The 23,562-nt window shown below is 68.1% G+C and carries 19 protein-coding genes; 13 read left to right on the forward strand and 6 right to left on the reverse strand.

Translation table 11 applies throughout. From position 1 onward, the window contains the following. Positions 1-12: 12 nt before the first annotated feature. Together ACP7CK_RS10525 and sseA are read left to right on the forward strand one after the other, a co-directional pair. Positions 13-1,233, forward strand: a complete 1,221-nt coding sequence (locus ACP7CK_RS10525; RefSeq protein ID WP_426025972.1) for a class I SAM-dependent methyltransferase — start codon at positions 13-15, stop codon at positions 1,231-1,233. Positions 1,234-1,248: 15 nt separating this feature from the next. Next, positions 1,249-2,085, forward strand: coding sequence for a 3-mercaptopyruvate sulfurtransferase (gene sseA, locus ACP7CK_RS10530; RefSeq protein ID WP_426025973.1), 837 nt, complete (start codon positions 1,249-1,251; stop codon positions 2,083-2,085). A 1-nt stretch (position 2,086) separates the two neighbouring features. On the opposite strand, the gene ACP7CK_RS10535 is transcribed toward sseA, so the two are convergent. Both ACP7CK_RS10535 and ACP7CK_RS10540 read right to left on the reverse strand, forming a co-directional pair. Continuing rightward, on the reverse strand, positions 2,087-3,448 hold the full coding sequence (locus ACP7CK_RS10535; protein WP_035308490.1) for a dicarboxylate/amino acid:cation symporter: 1,362 nt from the start codon (positions 3,446-3,448) through the stop codon (positions 2,087-2,089). A 33-nt stretch (positions 3,449-3,481) separates the two neighbouring features. Continuing rightward, complete coding sequence (locus ACP7CK_RS10540) at positions 3,482-4,576, reverse strand: amino acid ABC transporter substrate-binding protein (RefSeq protein ID WP_322298616.1); 1,095 nt, start codon at positions 4,574-4,576, stop codon at positions 3,482-3,484. Positions 4,577-4,657: 81 nt separating this feature from the next. Between ACP7CK_RS10540 and metC the strand changes: the two genes are divergently transcribed. From metC to ACP7CK_RS10575, 7 genes are all read left to right on the forward strand, one after another. After that, the gene (gene metC, locus ACP7CK_RS10545) at positions 4,658-5,836 is read left to right on the forward strand and encodes a cystathionine beta-lyase (protein ID WP_426025974.1); all 1,179 of its coding nucleotides are present in this window, start codon (positions 4,658-4,660) and stop codon (positions 5,834-5,836) included. 23 nt (positions 5,837-5,859) lie between these two features. Next, positions 5,860-7,209 (forward strand): O-antigen ligase family protein, encoded by a 1,350-nt coding sequence (locus ACP7CK_RS10550; RefSeq protein ID WP_426025975.1) that lies wholly within the window; start codon positions 5,860-5,862, stop codon positions 7,207-7,209. Continuing rightward, on the forward strand, positions 7,184-9,283 hold the full coding sequence (gene parE / locus ACP7CK_RS10555; protein WP_426025976.1) for a DNA topoisomerase IV subunit B: 2,100 nt from the start codon (positions 7,184-7,186) through the stop codon (positions 9,281-9,283). The genes ACP7CK_RS10550 and parE overlap by 26 nt, the downstream gene beginning before the upstream one ends. 47 nt (positions 9,284-9,330) lie before the next feature. Continuing rightward, positions 9,331-10,743 (forward strand): FAD-binding oxidoreductase, encoded by a 1,413-nt coding sequence (locus ACP7CK_RS10560; RefSeq protein WP_426025977.1) that lies wholly within the window; start codon positions 9,331-9,333, stop codon positions 10,741-10,743. 705 nt (positions 10,744-11,448) lie between these two features. After that, a complete protein-coding gene (yaaA, locus tag ACP7CK_RS10565) occupies positions 11,449-12,219 on the forward strand; it encodes a peroxide stress protein YaaA (protein ID WP_426025978.1) in 771 nt (256 codons plus the stop codon). A 52-nt stretch (positions 12,220-12,271) separates the two neighbouring features. Then, the gene (locus tag ACP7CK_RS10570) at positions 12,272-13,141 is read left to right on the forward strand and encodes a 3-hydroxybutyrate dehydrogenase (protein WP_008259939.1); all 870 of its coding nucleotides are present in this window, start codon (positions 12,272-12,274) and stop codon (positions 13,139-13,141) included. A 24-nt stretch (positions 13,142-13,165) separates the two neighbouring features. Further along, positions 13,166-14,230, forward strand: a complete 1,065-nt coding sequence (locus ACP7CK_RS10575) for a patatin-like phospholipase family protein (RefSeq protein WP_008264379.1) — start codon at positions 13,166-13,168, stop codon at positions 14,228-14,230. Here ACP7CK_RS10575 and ACP7CK_RS10580 read toward each other — a convergent pair. Together ACP7CK_RS10580 and ACP7CK_RS10585 are read right to left on the reverse strand one after the other, a co-directional pair. Continuing rightward, on the reverse strand, positions 14,227-15,156 hold the full coding sequence (locus ACP7CK_RS10580; protein ID WP_008264089.1) for an L-threonylcarbamoyladenylate synthase: 930 nt from the start codon (positions 15,154-15,156) through the stop codon (positions 14,227-14,229). The genes ACP7CK_RS10575 and ACP7CK_RS10580 overlap by 4 nt on opposite strands. Beyond that, positions 15,153-15,704: a cytochrome b gene (locus ACP7CK_RS10585; RefSeq protein WP_008260517.1), complete on the reverse strand. Its 552-nt coding sequence runs from the start codon at positions 15,702-15,704 to the stop codon at positions 15,153-15,155. Before ACP7CK_RS10585 ends, ACP7CK_RS10580 begins: the two co-directional genes overlap by 4 nt. Positions 15,705-15,823: 119 nt before the next feature. On the opposite strand from ACP7CK_RS10585, the gene ACP7CK_RS10590 reads away from it, so the two are divergent. Then, positions 15,824-17,608 carry an acyl-CoA dehydrogenase gene (locus ACP7CK_RS10590; protein WP_426025979.1) on the forward strand — a complete coding sequence of 595 codons (1,785 nt, stop codon included), beginning with the start codon at positions 15,824-15,826 and terminating at the stop codon, positions 17,606-17,608. Between the two features lie 10 nt (positions 17,609-17,618). Here ACP7CK_RS10590 and ACP7CK_RS10595 read toward each other — a convergent pair whose 3' ends face one another. Then, a complete protein-coding gene (locus ACP7CK_RS10595; RefSeq protein ID WP_426026349.1) occupies positions 17,619-18,422 on the reverse strand; it encodes a trypsin-like serine peptidase in 804 nt (267 codons plus the stop codon). An 89-nt stretch (positions 18,423-18,511) separates the two neighbouring features. On the opposite strand from ACP7CK_RS10595, the gene ACP7CK_RS10600 reads away from it, so the two are divergent. Further along, the gene (locus ACP7CK_RS10600) at positions 18,512-20,734 is read left to right on the forward strand and encodes a S9 family peptidase (protein WP_426025980.1); all 2,223 of its coding nucleotides are present in this window, start codon (positions 18,512-18,514) and stop codon (positions 20,732-20,734) included. Positions 20,735-20,757: 23 nt separating this feature from the next. On the opposite strand, the gene ACP7CK_RS10605 is transcribed toward ACP7CK_RS10600, so the two are convergent. After that, a complete protein-coding gene (locus tag ACP7CK_RS10605) occupies positions 20,758-21,618 on the reverse strand; it encodes an NAD(P)-dependent oxidoreductase (protein WP_035310905.1) in 861 nt (286 codons plus the stop codon). Positions 21,619-21,746: 128 nt separating this feature from the next. Here ACP7CK_RS10605 and ACP7CK_RS10610 point away from each other — a divergent pair, with 128 nt between their 5' ends. Both ACP7CK_RS10610 and ACP7CK_RS10615 read left to right on the forward strand, forming a co-directional pair. Continuing rightward, positions 21,747-22,646 carry a flagellar motor protein MotB gene (locus tag ACP7CK_RS10610; RefSeq protein ID WP_154726690.1) on the forward strand — a complete coding sequence of 300 codons (900 nt, stop codon included), beginning with the start codon at positions 21,747-21,749 and terminating at the stop codon, positions 22,644-22,646. Between the two features lie 114 nt (positions 22,647-22,760). Continuing rightward, positions 22,761-23,498, forward strand: coding sequence for an arginyltransferase (locus ACP7CK_RS10615; RefSeq protein ID WP_426025981.1), 738 nt, complete (start codon positions 22,761-22,763; stop codon positions 23,496-23,498). Positions 23,499-23,562: the final 64 nt, after the last annotated feature.

Raw genomic sequence — 23,562 nt, forward strand, 5'->3', positions numbered from 1 at the left:
AGAGGGTCCCGCATGAGTATCGCCACCGTCGATATCGAGGCCGCCGCCGCCCGCACCCCGCGCATGTTCGCCATGCTGCTGCGTCTGCTGGCGTCGAACTGGACCTTCGGCCGCCTGACCGTCCACCTGCCCAATGGCGAGACCCATGTGCTGGACGGCGCCCGCCCCGGCCCCAGCGGAGTGCTCGAGATCAAGGACTACGGCTTCGCCCGCCGCGTCCTGGCCGCCGGCGACATCGGCTTCGCCGAAGCCTATATGGCGGCGGAATGGGACAGCCCGCATCTGGCCGCCCTGCTGGAGACCCTGGTCGAGAACTATGACCACATCCGCCGCCTGTTCGACGGCAACTGGCTGATGATGGCGGTCAACTGGCTGGCCCACCGCCGCAATCGCAACAGCAGGACCGGGTCGAAGAAGAACATCCACGCCCACTACGATCTGGGCAACGCCTTCTACCAAGCCTGGCTCGACCCCTCGATGACCTATTCGTCGGCCCGGTTCGAGCGGGCGGACGCCCCGCTGGACGCCGCACAGAAGGCGAAATACGCCGCCCTGGCCCGGATGATGGACCTGAAGCCGGGCATGTCGGTGCTGGAGATCGGCTGCGGCTGGGGCGGTTTCGCCGAGTTCGCCGCCCGCGAGATCGGCGCCCAGGTCACGGGCGTGACCATTTCCAGGGAACAGCACGACTTCGCCCGCCAGCGTCTGTTCAACGCCGGTCTGTCGGACCGCGCGACCATCGACCTGATGGACTATCGCGACGTCCAGGGCCGGTTCGACCGCGTCGCCTCCATCGAGATGTTCGAGGCCGTGGGCATGGAATACTGGCCGACCTATTTCGAGAAAATCCACGACGTCCTGAACCCCGGCGGCCGGGCGGGTCTCCAGATCATCACCATCCAGGAGCCCCTGTTCGAGGAATACAATGCCCGCACCGACTTCATCCAGAAATACGTCTTCCCCGGCGGCATGCTGCCGTCGGAAGAGCGGCTGAAGCCGGTGGTGGCCGCCGCCGGACTGGCCTGGGGCCCTATCGAACGGTTCGGCCTGAACTATGCCGAGACGCTGAAACTCTGGGACGACCGATTCCAGGCGGCCTGGAGCGACATCCGCCGCATCGCCGGCTTCGACGAGCGGTTCCGCCGGCTGTGGCGCTTCTACCTGGCCTATTGCGAGGCGGGCTTCCGCTCGCGCCGGACCGATGTGGTGCAACTGGTGCTGGACCGCGCCTGATATTAGGCTGGGGGCATGACCCAGTCCTCCCCCCTGATTTCCACCGACGCCCTCGCCGCCCTGATGGAGGATCCCACGCTGCGGATCGTCGATGGGTCGTGGCATCTGGACGGCCGGGACGCCCAGGCGGACTTCGATCAGGCCCGGCTGCCCGGCGCCGTCTTCTTCGACCTCGAAGCCGTCTCTGACCACGGCTCGGACCTACCCCACATGCTCCCGACCGCAGCCGCCTTCGCCGAGGCGGTCGGAGGCCTCGGCATCGCCGCGACCGACACCATCGTCATCTATGACACGGTCGGCCTGCGCTCCGCCCCGCGCGTCTGGTGGACCTTCCGGCTGATGGGGGCGACGAACGTGCGGGTTCTGGACGGCGGCCTGCCCCTCTGGCGGGCCGAAGGACGGCCTGTGATCTCGGGGCCGGCGCAGACCCCGACCCCGGCGTCGTTCACCGCCTCACGACGCAGCGACGCGGTCGCCGACCTGCCCACCGTCTTGGCGGCCCTGACCGGCGAGGCGCAGATTCTGGATGCGCGGCCGGCGGCCCGGTTCGCCGGTCAGGCGGCGGAACCCCGCGCCGGCCTCCGCTCCGGCCATATGCCGGGGGCGCTGAACCTGCCCTTCCTCTCCGTGATCGGCGAGGACGGACGACTTCTGGAGCCCGAGGCCCTGCGCGCCCGGTTCAGCGACGCCGGGGTGACCTTCGACCGCCCGATCATCACCAGCTGCGGCTCGGGCGTCACCGCCGCGATCCTCACCCTGGCCCTGGCCACGCTCGACGCGCCGTCGAGTCTCTACGACGGCTCATGGGCCGAATGGGGGTCTCGGACCGACACCCCCGTCGTCCTCGACTGACTCAGCCCGCCGTTCCGTGCTTCAGGCCGCGTCGGGCGGCTCCCGGAAGATCTTCGGACGCCGTCGGATCGACCGGCTCAACCGGATCGTCCTTCTCGCCGCGCGAGACCACCGTGGCCAGAACCAGATCGCCGGTGACGTTCAGCGTGGTCCGGCACATGTCCAGGAAGCGGTCGACCCCCAGGATCAGGCCGATCCCTTCCGGCGGCACCTTCACCATGACCAGGATCATGGCCACCACCGGCAGCGAACCCGCCGGCACCCCGGCCGTGCCGATCCCGCCCAGGATACAGACCAGCATGACGATGACCTGCTGGGTCAGGCTCAGTTCGACGTTGAAGAACTGGGCCAGGAACAGAACCGTCACCCCCTCGAACAGGGCCGTGCCGTTCTGGTTGGCGGTGGCCCCGACCGTCAGGACGAAACGGGCGATCTTCCTGGGCAGTTTCAGCTCCTGCTCGGCCGCCTTCAGCGACACCGGCAGCGAGGCGTTGGACGAGGCGGTGGAGAAGGCCACCACCATCGGCTCGCGCACCGCCCTGAAGAAGGCGATCGGCGAACGCCCGCCCAGCAGCCAGATGACCAGCGGATAGACCACGAACATGTGGATCGCCATGGCCCCGACGGCGACGCCGACGAAGGCCGCCAGACGCACCAGCAGATCCCAGCCGAACAGGGCCGCCAGGTTGAACATCAGGCAGGCGATGGCGAAGGGCGCCAGTTTGATGAAGAGGTTGATCAGCTTCATCGTCACTTCCAGCAGCCCCTCGATCACCTCTTGCAGGCGGTCGGTTGCAGGGCTCTTGGCCATGACCAGGCCGATGCCGAAGAACAGGGCGAAGACCATCAGGGGCAGGATCTGGTTCTCCGCCGCCGCCGTGACCGCGTTGGACGGCACCAGTCCCAGGAAGAAGTCGCCCAGTTGAATGGTCTCCGGCGCGTTCTGGACAATGCCGGCGGCGCCGTCGCGTCCCTGTTCCAGCAACTGCTGCGCCATGGCGGGATCGACGCCCCGGCCGGGCTGCAACAGATTGACCATGACCAGGCCGATCACCACCGCGATGCCCGAAACCAGTATGGTCAGCAGCAGGGTCTTGATCCCCGCCCGTCCCAGCGAATTCAGGTCGCCCATCTCGGCCACCCCGATCACCAGGGCCGAGAACAGCAGCGGGATGACCATCATGAACAGCAGGCGCAGGAAGATCTGCCCCGCCGGTCCTGTGATGTTGTCGGTGACCCAGACCACCCAGGCCGTATCGGCGCCCAGCGCCAGATTGACCCACAGCCCCCCGCCCAGGCCGACGGTGAAGCCGATCAGCATCAGCCAGTGGAGGGCTATGCCCCCAGGTTTCGTCTCGGTCATCCATCCCCCAGGAAAAGACTCAAGCTGCGGCGCTTAACGGATCGGCAATCCATAGATCAAGCCGGCCGGCCGCGCGTTCCACTGTGCGTTCAATCCGCGCGCCAGGTCGAGCGGCGATTGCGAACCCAGGTTCCGGTCGAAGATCTGGCCGTAATTTCCGACCGACAGTATGGCGTCCTTCGCCCAGTCGTCGGACAGGCCCAGCAGGGCGCCGTATTCGCCCTCAGACCCCAGCAAACGCTTGATGCGCGGGTCGTTCGACGTCTTCGACAGGGCTTCGGCGTTCTCCTGCGTGACCCCGAATTCCTCGGCCAGGACGACGGCGTTCAGGGTCCATCGCACCACGTCGGCCCAGCGCTCGTCCCCGGCCCTGACGACGGGCCCCAGCGGCTCCTTAGACACCACGTCTGACAATATCGTGTGCGCCTGAGAATCCGCCAGAACCGTGCGGGCGGCGGCCAGGGCCGATATGTCGGCGCTCAAGGCGTCGCAGTCTTCCCGGCCATAGGCGTCCCGCGCCGCCTCCTCGCTGGGCAGAACCACCGGGCGATAGGCGATGCCGCGCGAGCGGAAGAAGTCGTCGGCGTTGGCCTGGGCTGTCGATCCCGCCTGGACGCAGATCCGGGCGCCGTTCAGTTCCGTGGCGCTGGCCAGGCTCAGAGACCGCCGCACCAGGAAGCCCTGGCCGTCGTAATAGTTGATTCCCGCGAAGACGAAGCCCTCGCCGGCGTCCCGGCTCATGGTCCAGGACGAATTGCGCCACAACACGTCCACTCGGCCTTCCTTCAGCGCCGCGAACCGGTCGGACGCAGACAGGGGCACGAACCGAACCGCGTTCCCGTCGCCGAAGATGGCCGCCGCCATGGCGCGACAGAAGTCGGCGTCGAACCCGCGCCACTGACCGCGGTTGTCGGTATAGGCGAAGCCGACCAGCCCCTGATGCACGCCGCAGTTCAGCCGCCCGCGTCGCTTGACCGCGATCAGGGTCGGGCTGTCGGGGCGATCCGTGGCCACGCTGGGCGTCGGCAGGGTCTGCGAGGCGGTTTCCGGCGTCGGGTCGGGATTCCCGCGTCCGCAGGCCGCCGTCAGCAGGGCCGCCGCCATAACTCCGATCGTCAAGACCCGCATCGCGTTTCGCATCCTCCGCCGCTTGCGCCCCGCTGACTTTAGAGGCCTTTAGGCCCTGATCCGCAACCCATCGGAGAGGCCATGTCGCCGCATTCGGACCGCACCCGTCTGATCTCGTCCGCCACCCGGCGGGGCCAGGGACGCCGCCCGGTCAACCCACCCATCGAACGCGCCTCGACCATGCTCAGCGACCGGGCGGAGACCATGCGGGACGACGCCGATGGTCCGACCTACGGCCTGGACGGCGGCTCGGCCGCGCGCCAGCTGCGCGCCGCCCTGGCCGATCTGGAAGGCGCGGCCGACGCCTTCATCGTCCCGTCCGGCCTCGCCGCCGTGACCGTGCCCCTGCTGGCCCTGACCCGGCCGGGCGACGAGGTGATCACGAGCGACGCGATCTATGGCCCGTCCCGCCGGTTCCTGGCCCGCTACCAGGCCGCGCGCGGGGTCACGACCCGCTTCCTGCCCGCCGATACGGATACGGCGGGCCTGATCGCCGCCCTCGGCGACCGCACCCGTCTGGTCCTGATGGAATCGCCCGCCTCCCTGACCTTCGAGATGATCGATGTGGCCGCCGTGGCGTCCGCCTGTCGCAACCGCGGCGTCCTGACCGTGATCGACAACACCTGGGGCGCAGGCCTGGCCTTCAAGCCCCTGGCCTACGGCGTCGATGTCAGCATCCAGGCCCTGACCAAATATGTCTCCGGCCATTCCGACGTCCTGATGGGCGGGATCGCCGCCAGCGTCCCCGCCTGCCTGCGCGCCGTCGCCGACACGATCGAGGATCTGGGCTGGCACGTCTCGCCCGACGACGCCTGGCTGGCCCTGCGCGGCCTGCGCACCCTGCCGCTGCGCTATGCCGAACAGGGGCGGTCGGGCCTGATCGTCGCCGAGTGGCTGCAGGCCCGGCCCGAGGTGGCCCGCGTCCTCTATCCGCCCCTGCCCGGCGCGGTCGGCCATGACCTGTGGACGCGGGACTTCACCGGCGCCGCCTCCCTGATGGGCGTGGTGCTGAAGGGCGGACACACGGCCGCAGCCTGCGCCTTCCTCGACGCCCTTTCCCTGTTCGGGATAGGCTATTCCTGGGGCGGGTTCGAAAGCCTGATCACTCACGAAACCCACCAGATGGCCTATCGGGATCATCCGCCGGCGCTGGAGGGCGAGCTGATCCGCCTGCATATCGGGCTGGAAGACCCCGCCGACCTGATCGCCGACCTCGAACACGGCTTCGCCGCCTTCCGCGCGGCGCTCACCCTTCCTTAAGCGGCCGGGGCGACAGTCGCCCCGTGCACGCCTCGCCCGTCCAGATCGATGATTCGGACGCCCCGCCCGCCTGGGAACAGTGGGCGGCGGGCTTCGTCGTCTTCATGCTGACCGGCGCCCTGATCGCCCCGGTCATCGCCCCGGACCAGGGCGAGACCCCGATCCTTCGCCTGATCTGGCTGCCCGTCTACGCCGTCACCGCCGGCCTGATCGTGTTTCGCTTCGAAAAAATCATCCGCGCCTGGCCCGCCTGGCTGATGGTCGGCGGACTGGTCGGCCTGGCCTATGTCTCGCAGTACTGGTCCATCGATCCCGGCGTCACCGACCGGCGCGTCATCGCCCTGGCGATCAACAGCGCCTTCGCCGTCTATCTGGGCGCGGTCTTCCGGGACGCGGCCCTGCCCCGCGTCCTGATGCACACCTGTCTGGTCATGGCGATCGGCAGCCTGATCATGGTCTTCGCCTTTCCCCGCATCGGGGTTCACCAGTACGACAACGCCGGTCTGTGGCGCGGCCTCTGGTACGAGAAGAACCAGATGGGCCTGGTCATGGTGGTCGGCGCGGTCTCGGCCGCCGCCAGCCTGGCCGCCGACCATCTGGCCGGAAACGGGCGCAAGCCCTGGGTCGCCCTGCTGACCTTCGCCCTGACCACGCTTCTGGTCGTGGCCACCCAGTCCAAGACCTCGCTGCTGTGCTGGATGCTGGGCGTCGGCATGGTCGGCGGCTGGTGGACGCTGAAACAGGGCGGCGCGGCCGTGACCGTCGCGGCCGTCTGGCTGGGCGTGGTGATCGCCGCCGTCGGGACCTGGTTCTGGAACACCGATTCCGCCGCCATTCTCGAAGCCCTGGGCAAGGACCCGTCCCTGACCGGCCGGACCCTGATCTGGGAGGCCCTGATGCGCAAGGTCGCCGAACGCCCCTGGACCGGTTACGGCTTCAGCGCCTTCTGGGGCGTCGATTCCATTCCCGCCCGCGAGATCCGGCTGGAGACCCAGTGGCCCGTCCCCTCGGCCCACAACGGCTGGATCGACCTGCTGGTCCAGCTGGGCTGGCCCGGCGCAGTCGCCGTCGGAACCCTGATGGCCGTGTCCGCCGTCATGATCCTGATCCGTCTGAACGGCCTGGGCGCTCGCGAAGGCTTCTGGAGCCTCGGCTATCTGACGGTCTTCTTCGCCCTCAGCCTGTCCGAGAGCGTCCTGCTGACCCACGCCAACCTGCCCTGGGTGCTGATGCTGGCGATTCTGGCCCGCGCCGTGACCTTCGATCCGGTTCCGGTGCGACCGCCGCTTGCTCGACCGGCGACACGCGCCTACCAGAACCGGCTCCGAATCGCCTCAGACTATGTGAATGGCCGACGACCTCTTCGCTTTTGACGACACGCCCGAGGCGCCCAAGCCCGAGGCGCCCAAACTTGCTGCGGCGACGCCGCCCCAGGCTGCGCCCGCCCCTGCGCCAAAACCAATCCCGACGCCTGCCGCCGCAGCCCCGACCGCCCCGGCCCCGACCGCAGGCGCCCAGAACGCCTATTCCGCCTCCTCCATCGAGGTTCTGGAAGGGCTCGAGCCCGTTCGCAAACGCCCCGGCATGTATATCGGCGGCACCGACGAACGCGCCCTGCACCACCTGTTCGCCGAAGTCCTCGACAATGCGATGGACGAGGCCGTGGCCCGTCACGCCAAGCTGATCACGGTCGAACTGGACGCCGACGGCTATCTGTCGGTCCGCGACGACGGCCGGGGCATCCCGGTCGATCCTCACCCCAAACATCCCGGCAAGTCGGCGCTGGAGGTGGTGATGACCGTCCTCCACTCGGGCGGCAAATTCTCCGGCAAGGCCTATGAGACCTCGGGCGGCCTGCACGGCGTCGGCGTCTCGGTCGTCAACGCCCTGTCGGAACATCTGGACGTGACCGTCTGGCGCGACGGCTTCGAGTGGAAACAGTCCTTCTCGCGCGGCAATGTCCTGGGCCCGATCCAGCAGGTCCAGCCGTCCAGGAAGCGCGGCACCCAGATCCGCTTCAAGCCGGACGACGAAATCTTCGGCATGGGCGCGGCCTTCAAGCCCGCCCGCCTGTTCCGCATGGCCCGCTCCAAGGCCTATCTGTTCCGCGGCGTCGAAATCAAATGGACCTGCGCGCCCGAGCGGATCACCGACGCCACACCGACCCAGGCCCTGCTCCACTTCCCCGGCGGTCTGGCCGACGCCCTGATCGATCGGATCGGCGAGCTGGAGACCGTCACCCCCACCTTCGCCGGCCGCGCCGAGCGTCAGGGCGAGGCGGGCGCCTTCGAATGGGCCGTCACCTGGTCGCCCATCGGCTTCGGCGAGGCCGACGGCTTCATCCAGTCCTACTGCAACACCGTCTCCACCCCCGACGGCGGCACCCATGAGGCCGGCTTCCGCGCCGCCCTGGTCAAGGGTCTGAAATCCTACGGCGAACTGACCAACGAGAAGCGCGCCGCCATCATCACGGCCGAGGACGTCACCGCCAACGCCGGCGCCCTGATCAGCGTCTTCATCCGCAATCCCGAATTCCAGGGCCAGACCAAGGACCGTCTGTCCTCGCCCGAGGGCGCCCGGCTGGTCGAACAGCTGCTGCGCGACCCGCTGGACCACTGGCTGACCGAAAGTCCCAAACAGGCCAACGCCCTGCTCGGCTTCGTCGTCGATCGCGCCGAGGACCGGCTGCGCCGCCGCAAGGACAAGGAGGTCCAGCGCGCCGCCGCCACCCGCAAGCTGCGCCTGCCCGGCAAGCTGTCGGACTGCAGCCGCCAGTCGGCCCAGGGCACCGAACTCTTCATCGTCGAAGGCGATTCGGCCGGCGGCTCGGCCAAACAGGCGCGCGACCGCACCACCCAGGCCATCCTGCCCCTGCGCGGCAAGATCCTGAACGTCGCCTCGGCCACCGCCGACAAGCTGCGCCAGAATATCGAACTGTCCGACCTGGCCCTGGCCCTGGGCGTCCAGCCCGGCAATCGCTTCAATATCGACGACCTGCGCTACGAGCGGATCGTCATCATGACCGACGCCGACGTGGACGGCGCCCATATCGCGGCCCTGCTGATCACCTTCTTCTATCGGGTCATGCCCGAGACGATTCGCCAGGGCCGGGTCTTCATGGCCCTGCCGCCGCTCTATCGGATCTCGGCCGGCCCCTTGAGCGAATACGCCCGCGACGACGCCCACCGCGACGAACTGCTGGCCACCGTCTTCAAGGGCAAGAAGACCGAGATCGGCCGGTTCAAGGGTCTGGGCGAAATGATGGCCTCCCAGCTGAAGGAGACCACCATGGACCCGAAGAAGCGCACCCTGGCCCGGATCACCGTCCCCGACGCCGAAACCAGCGTCGAGGATCTGGTCGAACGCCTGATGGGCAAGCGCGCCGACGCCCGCTTCCAGTTCATCCAGGAAAACGCCCAGTTCGTGAAGGAAGACCTGGACGTCTGAGGCCGACGGCCCTTCCACCTCGCCCTCGCGCCTGACAAAAGGGAGCCATGCAGACGCCCGCCCCCTCTCCCGCCGTTCTGGACGAACTGAAAGCCGCCCTGGGTCCGGGCGGCTGGACCCAGGATCCCGAGGTCATCGCCCCGGCCCTGACCGAATGGCGCAACCGCTGGACCGGCCATACGCCGATCCTGCTGACCCCGCGGTCGACCGAGGAAACGGCCAGGGCCGTGACGATCTGCGCCCGCGAAGGCGTGGCCATCACGCCCCAGGGCGGCGGCACCGGCCTGGTCGGCGGCCAGATCCCCTTCGGCGAAGTCCTGCTGTCGACTCGCAAGATGCGCGCCGTCCGCGACGTCACCCCCCTGGACGACGCCATGACGGTCGAGGCCGGCCTGACCCTGCTGGAGGCGCAGCAGGCGGCCACGGCCGCCGGCCGCTATTTCCCGCTCAGCCTCGCGGCCGAGGGGTCGGCCACCGTCGGCGGCGTCATCTCCACCAACGCCGGCGGCACCCAGGTGCTGCGCTACGGCATGATGCGCGACCTGGTGCTGGGCCTCGAGGCCGTCATGCCCAATGGCGAGATCTTCCGCGGCCTGAAACGCCTCAGGAAGGACAACACCGGCTACGACCTGAAACAGCTGCTGATCGGCGCCGAGGGCACCCTGGGCGTCGTCACCGCCGCCACCCTGAAACTCTTCCCGATCATGCGTTCGCGCGCCGTCGCCGTCGTCGGACTGGAGACGGCCGCCGCCTCCGTCGAACTCCTCGCCCGGGCCAAGGCCGAGACCGGCGGCGGGGTCGAGGCCTTCGAGCTGATGAAGCGTCTGGGCATGGAACTGGTGCTCAAGAACATCCCCGACACCCGTGAACCGCTGGACTCGACCCCCGACTGGTACGTCCTGATCGAGATCGCCTCGGGCACGCCCGGCGGCGCCGAGGCCCAGATGGAGGCCCTGCTGGAGGTCGCCTTCGAACAAGGCCTGATCACCGACGCCGCCATCGCCCAGAACGACGCCCAGCGCGCCGCCTTCTGGCGTCTGCGCGAGGAACATTCGGCGGCGCTGAAGCCCGAGGGCGGCGGCTGGAAACACGATGTCTCCGTCCCCATCAGCCGCATCGCGGAGTTCATCGACGAGGCCTCGGCCGCCGTCGAACGCTTCCACCCCGGCGCCCGCATCTCGGTCTTCGGCCACGTCGGCGACGGCAATCTGCACTATGACATCCTGCCCGGCGTGGGCCAGGACATCCCCGCCTTCATCGGTCGCTGGAAGGAAGGCTCGCAAGTGGTTCACGACGTTGTCGGAAGCTACGACGGCTCCATCTCCGCCGAACACGGCCTGGGCCGGCTGAAGACCGAGGAGGTCAAACGCTACAAATCCCCCCTCGAGATCGAAACCATGGCCGCCCTGCGCCGCGCCATCGACCCGAAGCGGATCATGAACCCGGCGGTGCTGTTCTAGCGCTCGGCGACGCGCCCCCTCCGTCACGGCGCTCTGCGCCACGCCACCTCCCCCAAGGGGGGAGGAATGCGAACACCAAAATCCTCCCCCCCTGGGGGAGGTGGATCGCCGGCGAAGCCGGCGAGACGGAGGGGGCCCGAACGGCGCCAACTGTCACAATGACGCTGGTCTCACTCCAATGATTCCAACCCCTTGTCAGATTCTCGCCCCGACTTCCCCGCCAGGGTTCCCCCGTCCCCTATAATCCGCCTCGGTCTCGTCGCTTGGAGGGCTCGTAAGGCCTGCGACCTTGCGGCGGCGGGAGCGGATGGAACGGGAGCGGGGGTGCAACTCCCCCGCGCCGGCGGCGTCTCACGACGCCGTCGGAGGGTCGAGGGGGATACTCGATCGCACTCGGGACGGTTCTTCGCAGGGACCGCCGACCCGTCGCAGGGACCGCCGACCCGTCGCAGGCTTATGGGGTTAGGCGATAAGACCGCCACCGCTCGGCGCCCCGAGCTTGCAGGCCAACCAACCGCGCGGGGCGTCAAACCTTCGTCGAAACGGTATTTCTAGATCAAACTCCGGGCGAAGGCCCGGCGCCCCGCCCAGCCCTCCATGAACTTCGCAGCGAAAGCGCGAGGGCGATCCCCCACGCCGTCATCGCGCCCGGTTCAAATCGTCACCAAGGCGCCCTATGTCAGCGGGCCACCACGGAGCCGCCTCTTGCTGATCGTTCTTTCTCCCGCCAAGCGGCTGGACTTCACCGAAGCCGACCCCGCCATTCCCGGCACGGACCGCCGCTTTCTGGACGACACGGCCAGCCTGGCCGTGACGGCGCGGCGTCAGACCAAGGCGGACCTGCGTCGTCTGATGGGCATATCCGACGATCTGGCCACCCTGAATCTGGAACGGTTCAAGGCCTTTGATTCCGACTCGACCGACGGGGTACAGGCCGCCTTCGCCTTCGCCGGCGACGTCTATGAAGGCCTGAAGGCGCGCGAGCTCGGCGCCAAGGCCCTCGACTTCGCCCAGGACCGGTTGCGCATCCTGTCGGGCTTCTACGGCCTGTTGCGCCCGCTGGACCGAATCCAGCCCTATCGGCTTGAAATGGGCACGCGGCTCAAGACCCGGCGCGGGTCCAGCCTCTATGATTTCTGGGGCGACCGGATCTCGAAACAGCTGAACGCGGACGCCGAGGGTCACGCCGACCCGACCCTGGTCAATCTGGCCAGCCAGGAGTATTTCGGCGCCGTGGACGCCAAGGCCCTGAAACTGCCGGTCGTCACCCCCCAGTTCCGCGAAGAGAAGAATGGCGAGAGCCGCATCATCTCCTTCTTCGCCAAGAAGGCCCGCGGGGCCATGGCCCGGTTCGCCATCGACGAGCGGGTGGAACGGGTCGAGGACTTGAAGGCTTTCGACCGCGACGGCTACAGGTTCGACAAGGCCGCCTCGACGGACAACGAATGGATATTCATCAGGTCGGGAAATTCTTGATCCCCGCCCCGTCCTGCCGCTAGTCTCTCGACAAAACACGAAGGGCGGATTCATGTTCAACTGGTCGAAGTCATCCAAGGGCCCCAGCGCCGCACCAGCCGCCGCACACGGCGACGCCCCGGTGTTTCGCGACATCGGCGACCTGAAGGGTCAGGTCGCCGTCATTTCGGGCTCGACCTCGGGCATCGGCCTGGCCCTGGCGCGGGCCGTGGCGGCGCGCGGCGGCGACGTGGTGCTGAACGGCCTGGGCGATCCGGCCGAGATCGAACGCACCCGCGCCGGGCTGGAAGCCGGCTCCAGCGGCCGGGTCCGCTATCACGCGGCCAATATGATGCGCGGCGATGAGATCGCCGACATGGTCGCCTTCGCCAAACATGAGTTCGGCCGGCTCGACATCCTGGTCAACAACGCCGGCATCCAGCACGTCGAATCTGTCGAGAAATTCCCCACCGACAAGTGGGAGCAGATCATCGCCATCAACCTGTCCTCGGCCTTCTACGCCACACGGGCGGCCATTCCGATCATGAAGGCCCAGGGGCGCGGCCGGATCGTCAACATGGCCTCGGCCCACGGCCTGGTCGCCAGCCCGTTCAAGTCGGCCTATGTCGCGGCCAAGCACGGGATCGTCGGCTTCACCAAGACGGTGGCCCTGGAACTGGCCCAGGACAATATCACCTGCAACGCCATCTGCCCCGGCTTCGTCGAGACCCCCATCGTCGAGAAACAGATCGCCGACCAGGCCCGCACCCGCGGCATCTCCAAGGAACAGGTCCTGCACGACGTCATCCTGGCCGCCCAGCCGACCAAGAAATTCGTGACGACCGACCAGTTGGCGGGCCTCTTCCTCTATCTGGTCAGCGACCTGGGCGCCTCGGCCAATGGCGCCAGCTTCTCCATCGACGGCGGCTGGACCGCGCAATAGACCAATGACCTAGGGGACGGCGGCATGGCGATCTTCAGACGCAAGGCCGCCGAACCGGCGGACATCGTCCCGTCGACCTCGGGACGACGGCCCCTGTCCCTGGCGCTGCAGGGCGGCGGAGCGCACGGCGCCTTCCAGTGGGGCGTTCTGGACCGGCTGCTGGAGGACGGCCGGCTGGAGGTTCGCGCCGTCTCGGGCGTCTCGGCGGGGGCCATGAACGGCGCGGCCCTGGTTTCGGGTCTCGCCGCCGGCGACGCCCGCGCCGCCCTCGACAAACTGTGGCGCGAGATCAACCAGTCGGGCGGCCGCAACGTCTTCGGCGACAGCACCCTGTGGAACCCGGCCCAGACGCCGGACTGGATCAAGGACACCCCGCTATGGCGCGCCGGCGAGACCCTGGCCATGTCCATGAGTCCCTATGAATTCAATCCGCTAAATCACAACCCTCTGACACGGGTTCTAAAGGCGGCGGTCGATTTCGGCGCGGTTCAGGCATCCGACATAAAGATGTTCGTCGCCGCCACCGCCGTGCGCCAGGCCCGGGCCCGCATCTTCGAATCCGGCGAGATCACCGCCGACGTCCTGATGGCCTCGGCCTGCCTGCCCCATCTGTTCCAGGCGGTCGAGATCGACGGCGAACCCTATTGGGACGGCGGCTACCTGACCAATCCGCCGCTGTGGCCCCTGACCGGCGATGACACGCCCGACGACGTCCTGCTGGTGACGCTGAACGCCATGGTTCGCGACGAGACGCCGCGCAGCGCCGGCGACATCGTCGAACGGCTGAACGAGATCGTCTTCAACGCCCCCCTGGTCGCCGAGCTGCGCGCCATCGCCATGGCCGCCGAGATGATCGCCGGGGGCCAGCTGAAACACGGCGGCGGGTCCTATCGTCAGGTCCGGCTGCACGCCATCGAGGCCGACGGCTGGCTCTCGGACCTGTCGCTGAGGTCCAAGTTCAACACCGAATGGAGCTTCCTCAATGATCTGAAGGCGCGGGGACGGGCCGCCGCCGACGACTGGCTGGAGACCTGCCTGCCCTGCGTCGGGCGGCACTCCAGCGTCGATCTCCAGGCCCGGTTCGGCTAGCCGACAAAGCCGGCGGCGCGGCGCAGACGGTCGTTGATCGCCTCGCCCAGACCCTGTGACGGGATCGGCGACACGGCGATGCCCGCGGGATGCGTGCGATCCGCTTCCCTGAACAATCTGAACAGGTTGGCCGCCGCTTCTCGCAGATCGCCCGAGACGCTCAAGCTCCAGCGCGGATCGCCCGCCCCCGGCCCGAAGCCCAGCAGGATCTCGCCGTCACGAGGCGCGACGACGTCGATCCGAACCGGGGCGTCGGGGGCGTAATGCGCCGCCAGCCGGCCCGGCGACCTGTGCCCGTCGCCGCCGTCCGCCAGCGGCCCGACCACGGCCTCAATCTCGGCGCGGGTCACCGCGCCCGGCCGCAGCAGCGACACCCGCCCGCCCAGCACCGACACGACCGTGCTCTCCAGCCCCACCGCGCAGGGGCCGCCGTCCACGGCCGCCGTGACGGCGAACCCCGTCTCCTCCACCGCATCGGCGAAATTCGTCGGACTGGGCCGTCCCGACCGATTGGCCGAGGGCGCCACGACCGGCCCGCCAAAGGCCGACAGCACCGCCCGCGCCGCCGCATGGCCCGGAACCCGGATGGCCACGCTGTCCAGCCCGGCCCGGGCCAGATCACAGACCCGCCCTCCGTCCCGCACCGGCGTCACCAGGGTCAAGGGCCCCGGCCAGAAGGCCTCGGCCAGCGCCCGGGCCGAGACGTCGAACACCCCGACAGCCTCGGCCGCGACGGCGTCGGCGACATGAGAAATCAAGGGATTGAAGCGCGGCCTTCCCTTGGCCTGGAAGATGGCGGCCACCGCCTCGGCGTTGCCCGCGTCGGCGCCCAGGCCATAGACGGTCTCGGTCGGCAGCAGGATCAGTTCGCCCCGGCGCAGGGCCGTGGCCGCCTGATCGGCCGTATCGCCGGACCTTTGGGTCATGGCCGACGCGGGATCAGCGGGATCATCCGGTGCAGCACATTGTCACGATTGATGAATTGATGCTTCAGCGCACCCAGCACATGAAGCGCGATCAGGACATACAGGCCCTTCATCACCACCTCATGGACCTCCATGAACCGACCCGCCGTCTCGCGACCGCCGCCGACCGGCAGCAGGGGCCAGTCGAACAGACCGAACCAGGCGATCTCCCGCCCGGCCGCCGATGAGGCCAGCCAGCCGGTCATCGGCATGGCGATCAGGACGACATAGAAGAGCACATGGGTCGCACGCGCCGCCAATCTTTCCCAGCGCGGCAGGTGGCCCGGGAGGGGGATGGCCGGATGCGCCAGCCGCCAGCCGATTCGCGCCAGGGTCAGGACTAGGATGGTGATGCCCACCGACTTGTGCAGCATGACGAATTGGCCCGACAGGACGCCTTCCGTCTTCTCATGCGCCGTGATCAGCAGCACCTGGGCCAGCACGCCCAGGGCGATGATCCAGTGCAGCGCCAGCGACACCGTCGAATAGCGATTGCGAGGTTCGGCCATGACTTCCCTTCCGTGGCGGCAGGGCGCCACTGTGCCCCGACGAAGAGCCTTGCGCCAAGCCGCTTGCGACGAGGGGCGATGACGAGGCACTTAGGCCTGAATATGCATCGAGGAAACCCATGAGCTACCGCGCACCCGTTCGTGATCTGGCCTTCACCCTGGAGGCCATCGCCGGCATGGCCGACGTCGCCGCCACCGGAGCCTTCCCGGACTATGATTCCGACGTCGCGGGCGCGGTGCTGGAAGCCGCCGGACAGTTTTCCGAGGAGGTGCTGGCCCCATTGAACCGCATCGGCGACCAGCAGGGCTCGCACTATGCGAACGGCGCAGTCACGGCCGCCCCCGGTTTCGCCGACGCCTATCGCCAGTTCGCCGCCGGCGGCTGGACCGGCCTGTCGGCTCCGGTCGAGGTCGGCGGCCAGGCCCTGCCCAAGGCGCTGGAGCTGGCGGCCTATGAGACCGTTCACGCCGCCAATATGGCCTTCGGCCTGTGCCCCATGCTGTCGCTGGCGGCCATCGAGGCGCTGGACCAGGTCGGGACCGAGGAACAGAAGGTCAAATATCTGACCAAGCTGGTCAGCGGCGAATGGACCGGCGCCATGGTGCTGACCGAACCGGGCGCCGGCTCGGACCTGGGGTCTCTGATCACCACGGCGACGCCGAACGGCGACGGCACCTACGCCCTGAACGGCCAGAAGATCTACATCACCTGGGGCGACCACGACGCCACCGACAACATCATCCATCTGGTGCTGGCCCGCCTGCCCGACGCGCCCAAGGGCCCCAAGGGCATCAGCCTGTTCCTGGCGCCCAAGTTCGCGGTCAATGACGACGGCAGCCTGGGCGACCGCAACGGTTTCCGCCCGGTCGGGGTCGAACACAAGCTGGGCATCCACGCCTCCCCCACCTGCGTCATGAGCTATGAAGGCGCCCGCGCCGAGTTGGTCGGCCGCCCGAACGAGGGCTTGGCCCATATGTTCGTGATGATGAACGCCGCCCGCCTCGCCGTCGGGGTCGAGGGCGTGGGCATCGCCGAGCGCGCCTATCAGCACGCCCTGGCCTATGCGCTGGACCGTCGTCAGGGCCGCTCGGTCTGGACCGGCGAGGCCAATGCTCCGATCTTCGACCATCCCGACGTGCGGCGCATGCTGGGGGTGATGAAGGCCAAGACCTCGGCCGCCCGCGCCATCTGCCTGTCGACCGGCGTCGCCGCCGACCTGGCCCGTCATGCCGGAACTGAGGAGGATCGTCGGCGCTGGAAGGCCCGCGAGGACCTGTTCACCCCCATCGCCAAGGCCTGGTCCACCGACGTCGGCTGCGAGGTGGCGTCGCTGGGCGTCCAGATCCACGGCGGCATGGGCTTCATCGAGGAGACGGGCGCCGCCCAATATTACCGCGACGCCCGGATTGCACCGATCTACGAAGGCACCAACGGCATCCAGGCCATGGACCTGGTGGGCCGCAAGCTGTCGATGGACGGCGGGAAAGCGGCCCGGGCTCTGATCGCCGACATGAAGGCGACCCTGGCGGACCTGGCCCACCTCTATTCCGGCAAGCCGCTGGAACGGTTCGCCACGGGGATCGAGGCGGTTCAGGACGCCACCCTGTGGCTGCTTGATCGCAAGGCCGAGGCCGAGGCGGCCGCCGATGTCCTGGCCGCCGCCGACGCCTATCTCAAACTGCTGGGCGACGTGGTCGGCGGATGGATGCTGGCCAAGGGCGCCCTGGCGGCCAAGGCGCGACTCGACGCCGGCGAGGGCGACCCCGTGTGGCTGCAGGGCAAGCTGGACCTGTATGAGGTCTATGCCGCCAATGTGCTGGGCCATGTCTCCAGCCGCCTGGCGGCCGTAGGCCAGGGCGGCGATCTGTTGAAGCGGTTGACGGCCGAAGCCCTGACGGGCTGAGGCGGCGGCGTCAGGGCGCCGGCGCGGCCTTCTGGTCCAGCAGGTCCACCGCCTCACGGATATAGTCGGCGTGGACCACCACGCCGATCCTCAGACGTTCGTCCTGGACGATGACTTCCTGGGTCAGAACCCCCGCGACACACGGATGGACCGGCGACACCTGCGTCGCCGGCGTCCAGAACACCGGTCCGCCCGAGTCGCCCGGAAAGACGGCCAGATCGAGCAGGAAGGTCGGAAAGGCGCTGATCGGAGTCAGCGGCCAGGATGCGATCCGCCCGACGCGCAGGATCGGAAACCCGGCGCGGTTGGCTGACCGCCCCCGGGGAAAGCCCAGCGTCCGCATAGCGTCGCCCGGCCCGACCGCGGCTGCGTCGAACGCCTCCCTGTCCGCCAGCCATGCGATCGGAATGGCGTCACGGGCGAAGGCGGCCGGCGCGCTGATCTCCATGACCGCAATGTCGCGGTCGTCCGGCTTGGTCCATAGCGGGTCAGAGTCTGCGTCCCGAATGATCAGCGGCTGGGGATCGAAACGCCATCCCCCGTCCGGCAGTTCGACGCGCCATCCGATCCGCGCCTCGCTGTCAGGCATCCGACTCAGCACATGATCGGCGGTGACCAGAACGGTGCGCGGCGTGCCGTCCGCGCGGGGCGCATTCAACAGAAAACCGGCGCCCACGGTTCGCGTGCCGTCGCCGTTCGGCTGGTCGATCTGGACCGTCGCCCGGATCATGGTCACGGTCAGGTCTCTGGCCGAACGCGACACGGTCTGTGTCGCCTCGGCGGAGGTCGTCGGCAGGGTCTGGAGGTCGAACATCAAGGCAAAGCGCCTTTCCCGGCTTTTCTTCATTTGACGCCGCCATGGGCCACGCACAAGGTTCGGGTCCGAACAAGGGGGCCCAACCAGTGAACCGTCGCCAACTGATCGTCTCGACCGCCGCAACCGCCGTCGCGGTCGCCTCCCCCGCCCTCGCCAAGCCCGCTCAGACTACCGGACCCTCGATGCCCCAGCCCCCCGTCGCCAAGAAGATCCCTGTCGTCATCGAACAACTGGGCCGCACCCGGACCGACGAATATCAATGGATGAAGGACGACAACTGGCAGGCCGTGCTGCGCGACCCGACCCTGATCAAGACCGAGGTCAAGGAACATCTGACGGCGGAGAACGCCTACCGCGAGGCCATGATGGCCTCCACCCTGCCGCTGCAGCAGGCGATGTTCGCCGAGATGCGCGGTCGCATCAAGGAAGACGACAGCTCGGTTCCGGCCCCGGACGGCGATTGGAACTACTACGTCGAATACCGCACCGGCGACCAGCATCCCCGTTACATGCGCGTCGAACGCCAGGGCGCGTGGATGGTGGACGGTCAGCCGGTGACGAAGAATTTCGTCGTCGCGCCCACGCCTCAACTGCTCCTCGACGCCAATGAACTCGCCGAGGGCAAGGCCTATTCGGAAGTGTCGGCCGCGAGCCACAGCCCGGACCACAGCCTGTTCGCCTATGCCGAGGACGCCCAGGGCTCCGAGGTCCACAAGATCTACGTCAAGGACCTGGCGACCGGCGAAGTGCTGCCCGACGTGATCGACAGCGCCACCGGCGACTTCGTCTTCTCGCCCGACAGCCAGTGGATCTTCTGGACCAATCGCGACGACAACGGTCGCCCGGACAAGATCTTCCGTCGCCCGGCGCGCGGCGGCGAAGCCACCCTGGTCTATGAAGAGGCCGACGACGGCATGTTCATCGGCGTCGGCCGCACCGCCGACGACCAGTTCATCGTCATCGGCATCCAGAACCAGGAGACGTCGGAAGCGCGCTACATTCCGGCCGCGACGCCCACGGCCGAACCCGTTATTCTTGAGCCCCGCGTGGTGGCCCTCCGCTACGACGCCGATCACTGGGGCGACCGCTGGGTGATCCGAACCAATGCGGACGACGCCATCGACTTCAAGATCGTCCAGGCGCCGACCGCAACGCCGGCCAAGGCCCACTGGACCGACCTGGTGCCGCACACGCCCGGCCGCTTCATCGAAGGCCTGGACCTGACGAAGGATCACCTGGCTCGCCAGGAACGGGCCGACGCCAACACCCGGATCATCATCCGCGACCGCGCCGGCGCCGAACACGAGATCGCCGTCGATGAACCCGCCTTCGCCCTGTCGCTGTCCGGCGCGTCCGAGTTCGAGACGACCAACACGCGATACAGCTACAATTCGCCGTCCACCCCGACCCAGACCTTCGACTACGACATGGCGACGCGCGAGCGGACCCTGCGCAAGACGCAGGAGATCCCGTCGGGCCACAATATTGCGGACTATGTGGTCGAGCGGTTGAACGCCCCCGCTTCGGACGGACAGCTGGTGCCGGTCACGGTGCTGCGTCGAAAATCCACGCCGGTGGACGGTTCGGCGCCCCTGCTGCTCTACGGCTACGGCTCCTACGGCATCCCCATGCCGGCCAGTTTCTCGACCAACCGGCTGTCGCTGGTCGATCGCGGCTGGATCTACGCCATCGCCCATATCCGGGGCGGCTCGGACAAGGGCTGGGGCTGGTTCCTGGACGCCCGCCGGATGACGAAGAAGAACACCTTCACCGACTTCATCGCCGCCGCCGAACACCTGATCGACCGGAAATACGCGACCGCCGGACACATCGTCGCCCAAGGCGGATCGGCCGGCGGCCTGCTGATGGGCGCCGTCAACAACATGCGCCCCGACCTGTGGGCCGGCGTCATCGGCCAGGTGCCCTTCGTCGATGTGATCAACACCATGAGCGATGTCTCCCTGCCGCTGACGCCGCCGGAATGGCCCGAATGGGGCAATCCGATCGAGGACCCGGAGGCCTACGACTATATGATGAGCTACAGCCCCTATGATCAGGTGGGGGCGAAAGCCTATCCGGCCGTCCTGGCGACCGGCGGCCTGTCCGATCCCCGCGTCACCTATTGGGAGCCTGAAAAATGGGTCGCCAAGCTGCGTCCGGCGACGACCTCGGGCAAGCCTGTGCTGCTGAAGATCAACATGGAGGCGGGACACGGCGGCGCGGCCGGGCGGTTCGACTATCTGAAAGAGGTCGCCCACGACTACGCCTTCGCCGTCTGGGCCGTCGAAAAGGGCTGGGAAGCGGTCTGATCCGCGGCTTCTCTTGAGCGGCTTCAGTCCTTCGACTGAAGCCGCGCCGCCAGGCTGGAGGTGTCCCAGCGATTTCCGCCCATGGCCTGGACCTCGGCGTAGAACTGATCGACCAGGGCCGTCAGGGCCAGACGCGCCCCGTTCGACCGCGCCTCGTCCAGCACCAGGCCCAGATCCTTGCGCATCCAGTCGACGGCGAAGCCGAATTCGAACTCGCCTCTGGCGGCCGTCTTCCAGCGGTTGTCCATCTGCCAGCTCTGGGCCGCGCCCTTGGAGACGGCGTCAAAGGCGGCGTCGGTGTCCAGGCCTGCGACCTGGGCGAAATGCACCGCCTCGGCCAGGCCTTGGACCACCCCGGCGATGGCGATCTGATTGACCATCTTGGTCAGTTGGCCCGATCCGGCCGCCCCCATATGCTTGATCGCCTTGGAATAGGCCTGGAGCGCCGGTTCCGCCTTGGCCAGGGCCCCGGCGTCGCCGCCCGCCATGACGCTGAGCTGGCCGTTCTCGGCGCCCGCCTGGCCGCCCGACACCGGGGCGTCGACGAAGCGCCGCCCCTGCCCTTCAGCCAACGCCGCCATCTCGCGCGCCACCTTCGCCGACGTCGTCGTGTGATCAACGATCACAGCGCCTTCAGCCAGATGCGGCAGCCCCTCGGTCACGACGGCGCGCACGTCGTCGTCATTGCCGACGCACAGGATGAACAGATCGACGTCGTGCGCCGCCTCGGCCACCGTCTTCGCGAAGCGGCCGCCCGTCGCCTCGGCCCAGGCCTGCGCCTTGGATATGGTGCGGTTGAAGCCGACGACATCATGGCCGGCCTGCACCAGGTGACGCGCCATCGGGGCGCCCATGACGCCCAGGCCGGCGAATGCGATCTTCATGACAGGCTCCGTGTTTCAGGGCACGGACTAGGCCGGGTCGAGCGGGGGTTCAAGCCGCTGTGGCGCGGATCAACGCCCGGTTAACCTCGGCGCCCCACATTGGGACAGTAAATTCCCGGGGTGCGTCCATGTCCGTGAGCGATCGTCCGATCCTCATCAAGAAGGTCAAGAAGGTCTCCGGCGGCGGCCACCACGGCGGCGCCTGGAAGGTGGCCTATGCGGACTTCGTGACCGCCATGATGGCCTTCTTCCTGCTGATGTGGCTGATCAACACGACCGATCCGGAGCAGAAGAAGGGCATAGCCGAGTATTTCGCTCCGGCCAGCGTTTCCGAAACCACCTCCGGTTCGGGCGGCATACTGGGCGGCACGGCCCTGGGCGACGACGGCCCCAAGAGCTCCGGATCCCAGTCGGTGCTTGAGCAACTCGCGCCCGAGGCCCCGGCCGACGCCGCAGCCGTCGGATCCAGCACCAATCTCGCATCGGCCAGCGAGGCCGCGCTCCAGGCCGAGATCCAGAAGCGCGAGGCGGCGGAGTTCGCCAGCGCCGCCGAATCCCTGCGTCAGGCCATGCAGTCGATGCCGGAACTGGCCGAGCTGTCGAAACAGCTGATCGTCGATCAGACGCCCGAGGGCCTGCGCATCCAGTTGGTCGATCAGGAGGGCCGCTCGATGTTCGACAACAACTCGGCCCGGCCGAACGCCCGGGCTCAGGTCCTGCTGCGCGCCGTGGCCAAGGTCATCAACCAGCTGCCGAACCGCATCTCCATCACCGGCCACACCAGCGCCACGCCCGGCTCCAATCGCGCCAGCGGTCCGGCCGACTGGACCCTGTCCTCGGAACGGGCCAACGGTTCGCGTCTGGTGCTTCAGAGCGCCGGCGTGGACGCCGACCGGGTCTATTCCGTCGCCGGCAAAGCGGGTTCGGACCCCCTCTATCCCGACGACCCGACCCTGGCCGGCAACCGCCGCATCGCCATCGTCCTGCTGCGCGAGGCGCCGGTCCTGCCGATGGACACCTCGCTGTGATCCCGCTCGGCTGTGGCGCGAACGCGCTTGCGGCCCGGCGAGGAATGACGCCAAATCCCGGAATGAGCCTTCGACCGTCACACTCTCGGCAAGATCGGGTGCGGATCTAGCGCCGTGACGCAGCATGTTCCGACACGACAGCTCCGGTTCTTCATGACCTCGGTCGCGCCGTGTCCCTATCTGCCCGGCAAGACCGAGCGCAAGGTCTTCGCCAACCTGCCCTTTTCGGACGGCGCCCACGTCAATGACGAACTGACCATCGCCGGTTTTCGCCGCAGTCAGAACATCGCCTATCGCCCGGCCTGCGAAGCCTGTGACGCCTGTGTTTCGGTCCGCCTGCCCGTGCCCGAGTTCGCCTTCACCCGGTCCCAGCGCAAGGTTTTGACCCGCAACGCGGATCTGTCGCGCAGCCTGGTCGAGGCCGAGGCCACGACCGAACAGTTCCAACTGCTGCGCCGCTATCTGACCACCCGCCACCCGACCGGCGGCATGAGCGACATGGGCTGGCTCGACTATGTCGCCATGGTCGAGGACACGACGGTTCGCACCCATCTGATCGAATATCGCCTGGCCTCGACCGACGGCGGACCGGGCGATCTGGTCGCCGTCACCCTGACCGACCTGCTGAAGGACGGTCTGTCGATGGTCTACAGCTTCTATGATCCGACGATGGAGCGCCGCAGCCTGGGCCGGTTCGCCATCCTCGACCACGTCCGCCAGGCGGCCCAGGTCGGCCTGCCCTTCGTCTATCTGGGCTACTGGGTCCAGGGCTCCGCCAAGATGGACTACAAGTCGGGCTTTCGCCCGATGGAAGTGCTGGGCAAGCTCGGCTGGGCGCGGCTGGAAGACTAGCCGCCATCGCCTCTCTTTCCCGACCGGGGAGGGGCGTCGCGCAGCGACGGGGTGGGGGCGGCCC

Source organism: Brevundimonas sp. TSRC1-1 (assembly GCF_049898245.1).
In the GTDB taxonomy this organism is placed as follows: domain Bacteria; phylum Pseudomonadota; class Alphaproteobacteria; order Caulobacterales; family Caulobacteraceae; genus Brevundimonas; species Brevundimonas mediterranea_A.

Bases quoted from the DNA above. Each gene is read 5' to 3' on its own strand.
- ACP7CK_RS10535 (WP_035308490.1), bottom strand. From the start codon at position 3,448: ATGACCGAGACGAAACCTGGGGGCATAGCCCTCCACTGGCTGATGCTG.
- metC (WP_426025974.1), top strand. From the start codon at position 4,658: ATGTCGCCGCATTCGGACCGCACCCGTCTGATCTCGTCCGCCACCCGG.
- ACP7CK_RS10585 (WP_008260517.1), bottom strand. From the start codon at position 15,704: ATGGCCGAACCTCGCAATCGCTATTCGACGGTGTCGCTGGCGCTGCAC.
- ACP7CK_RS10540 (WP_322298616.1), bottom strand. From the start codon at position 4,576: ATGCGGGTCTTGACGATCGGAGTTATGGCGGCGGCCCTGCTGACGGCG.
- ACP7CK_RS10575 (WP_008264379.1), top strand. From the start codon at position 13,166: ATGGCGATCTTCAGACGCAAGGCCGCCGAACCGGCGGACATCGTCCCG.
- ACP7CK_RS10525 (WP_426025972.1), top strand. From the start codon at position 13: ATGAGTATCGCCACCGTCGATATCGAGGCCGCCGCCGCCCGCACCCCG.
- ACP7CK_RS10580 (WP_008264089.1), bottom strand. From the start codon at position 15,156: ATGACCCAAAGGTCCGGCGATACGGCCGATCAGGCGGCCACGGCCCTG.
- ACP7CK_RS10570 (WP_008259939.1), top strand. From the start codon at position 12,272: ATGTTCAACTGGTCGAAGTCATCCAAGGGCCCCAGCGCCGCACCAGCC.
- ACP7CK_RS10590 (WP_426025979.1), top strand. From the start codon at position 15,824: ATGAGCTACCGCGCACCCGTTCGTGATCTGGCCTTCACCCTGGAGGCC.
- ACP7CK_RS10595 (WP_426026349.1), bottom strand. From the start codon at position 18,422: ATGTTCGACCTCCAGACCCTGCCGACGACCTCCGCCGAGGCGACACAG.
- ACP7CK_RS10605 (WP_035310905.1), bottom strand. From the start codon at position 21,618: ATGAAGATCGCATTCGCCGGCCTGGGCGTCATGGGCGCCCCGATGGCG.
- sseA (WP_426025973.1), top strand. From the start codon at position 1,249: ATGACCCAGTCCTCCCCCCTGATTTCCACCGACGCCCTCGCCGCCCTG.
- ACP7CK_RS10610 (WP_154726690.1), top strand. From the start codon at position 21,747: ATGTCCGTGAGCGATCGTCCGATCCTCATCAAGAAGGTCAAGAAGGTC.
- parE (WP_426025976.1), top strand. From the start codon at position 7,184: ATGGCCGACGACCTCTTCGCTTTTGACGACACGCCCGAGGCGCCCAAG.
- ACP7CK_RS10560 (WP_426025977.1), top strand. From the start codon at position 9,331: ATGCAGACGCCCGCCCCCTCTCCCGCCGTTCTGGACGAACTGAAAGCC.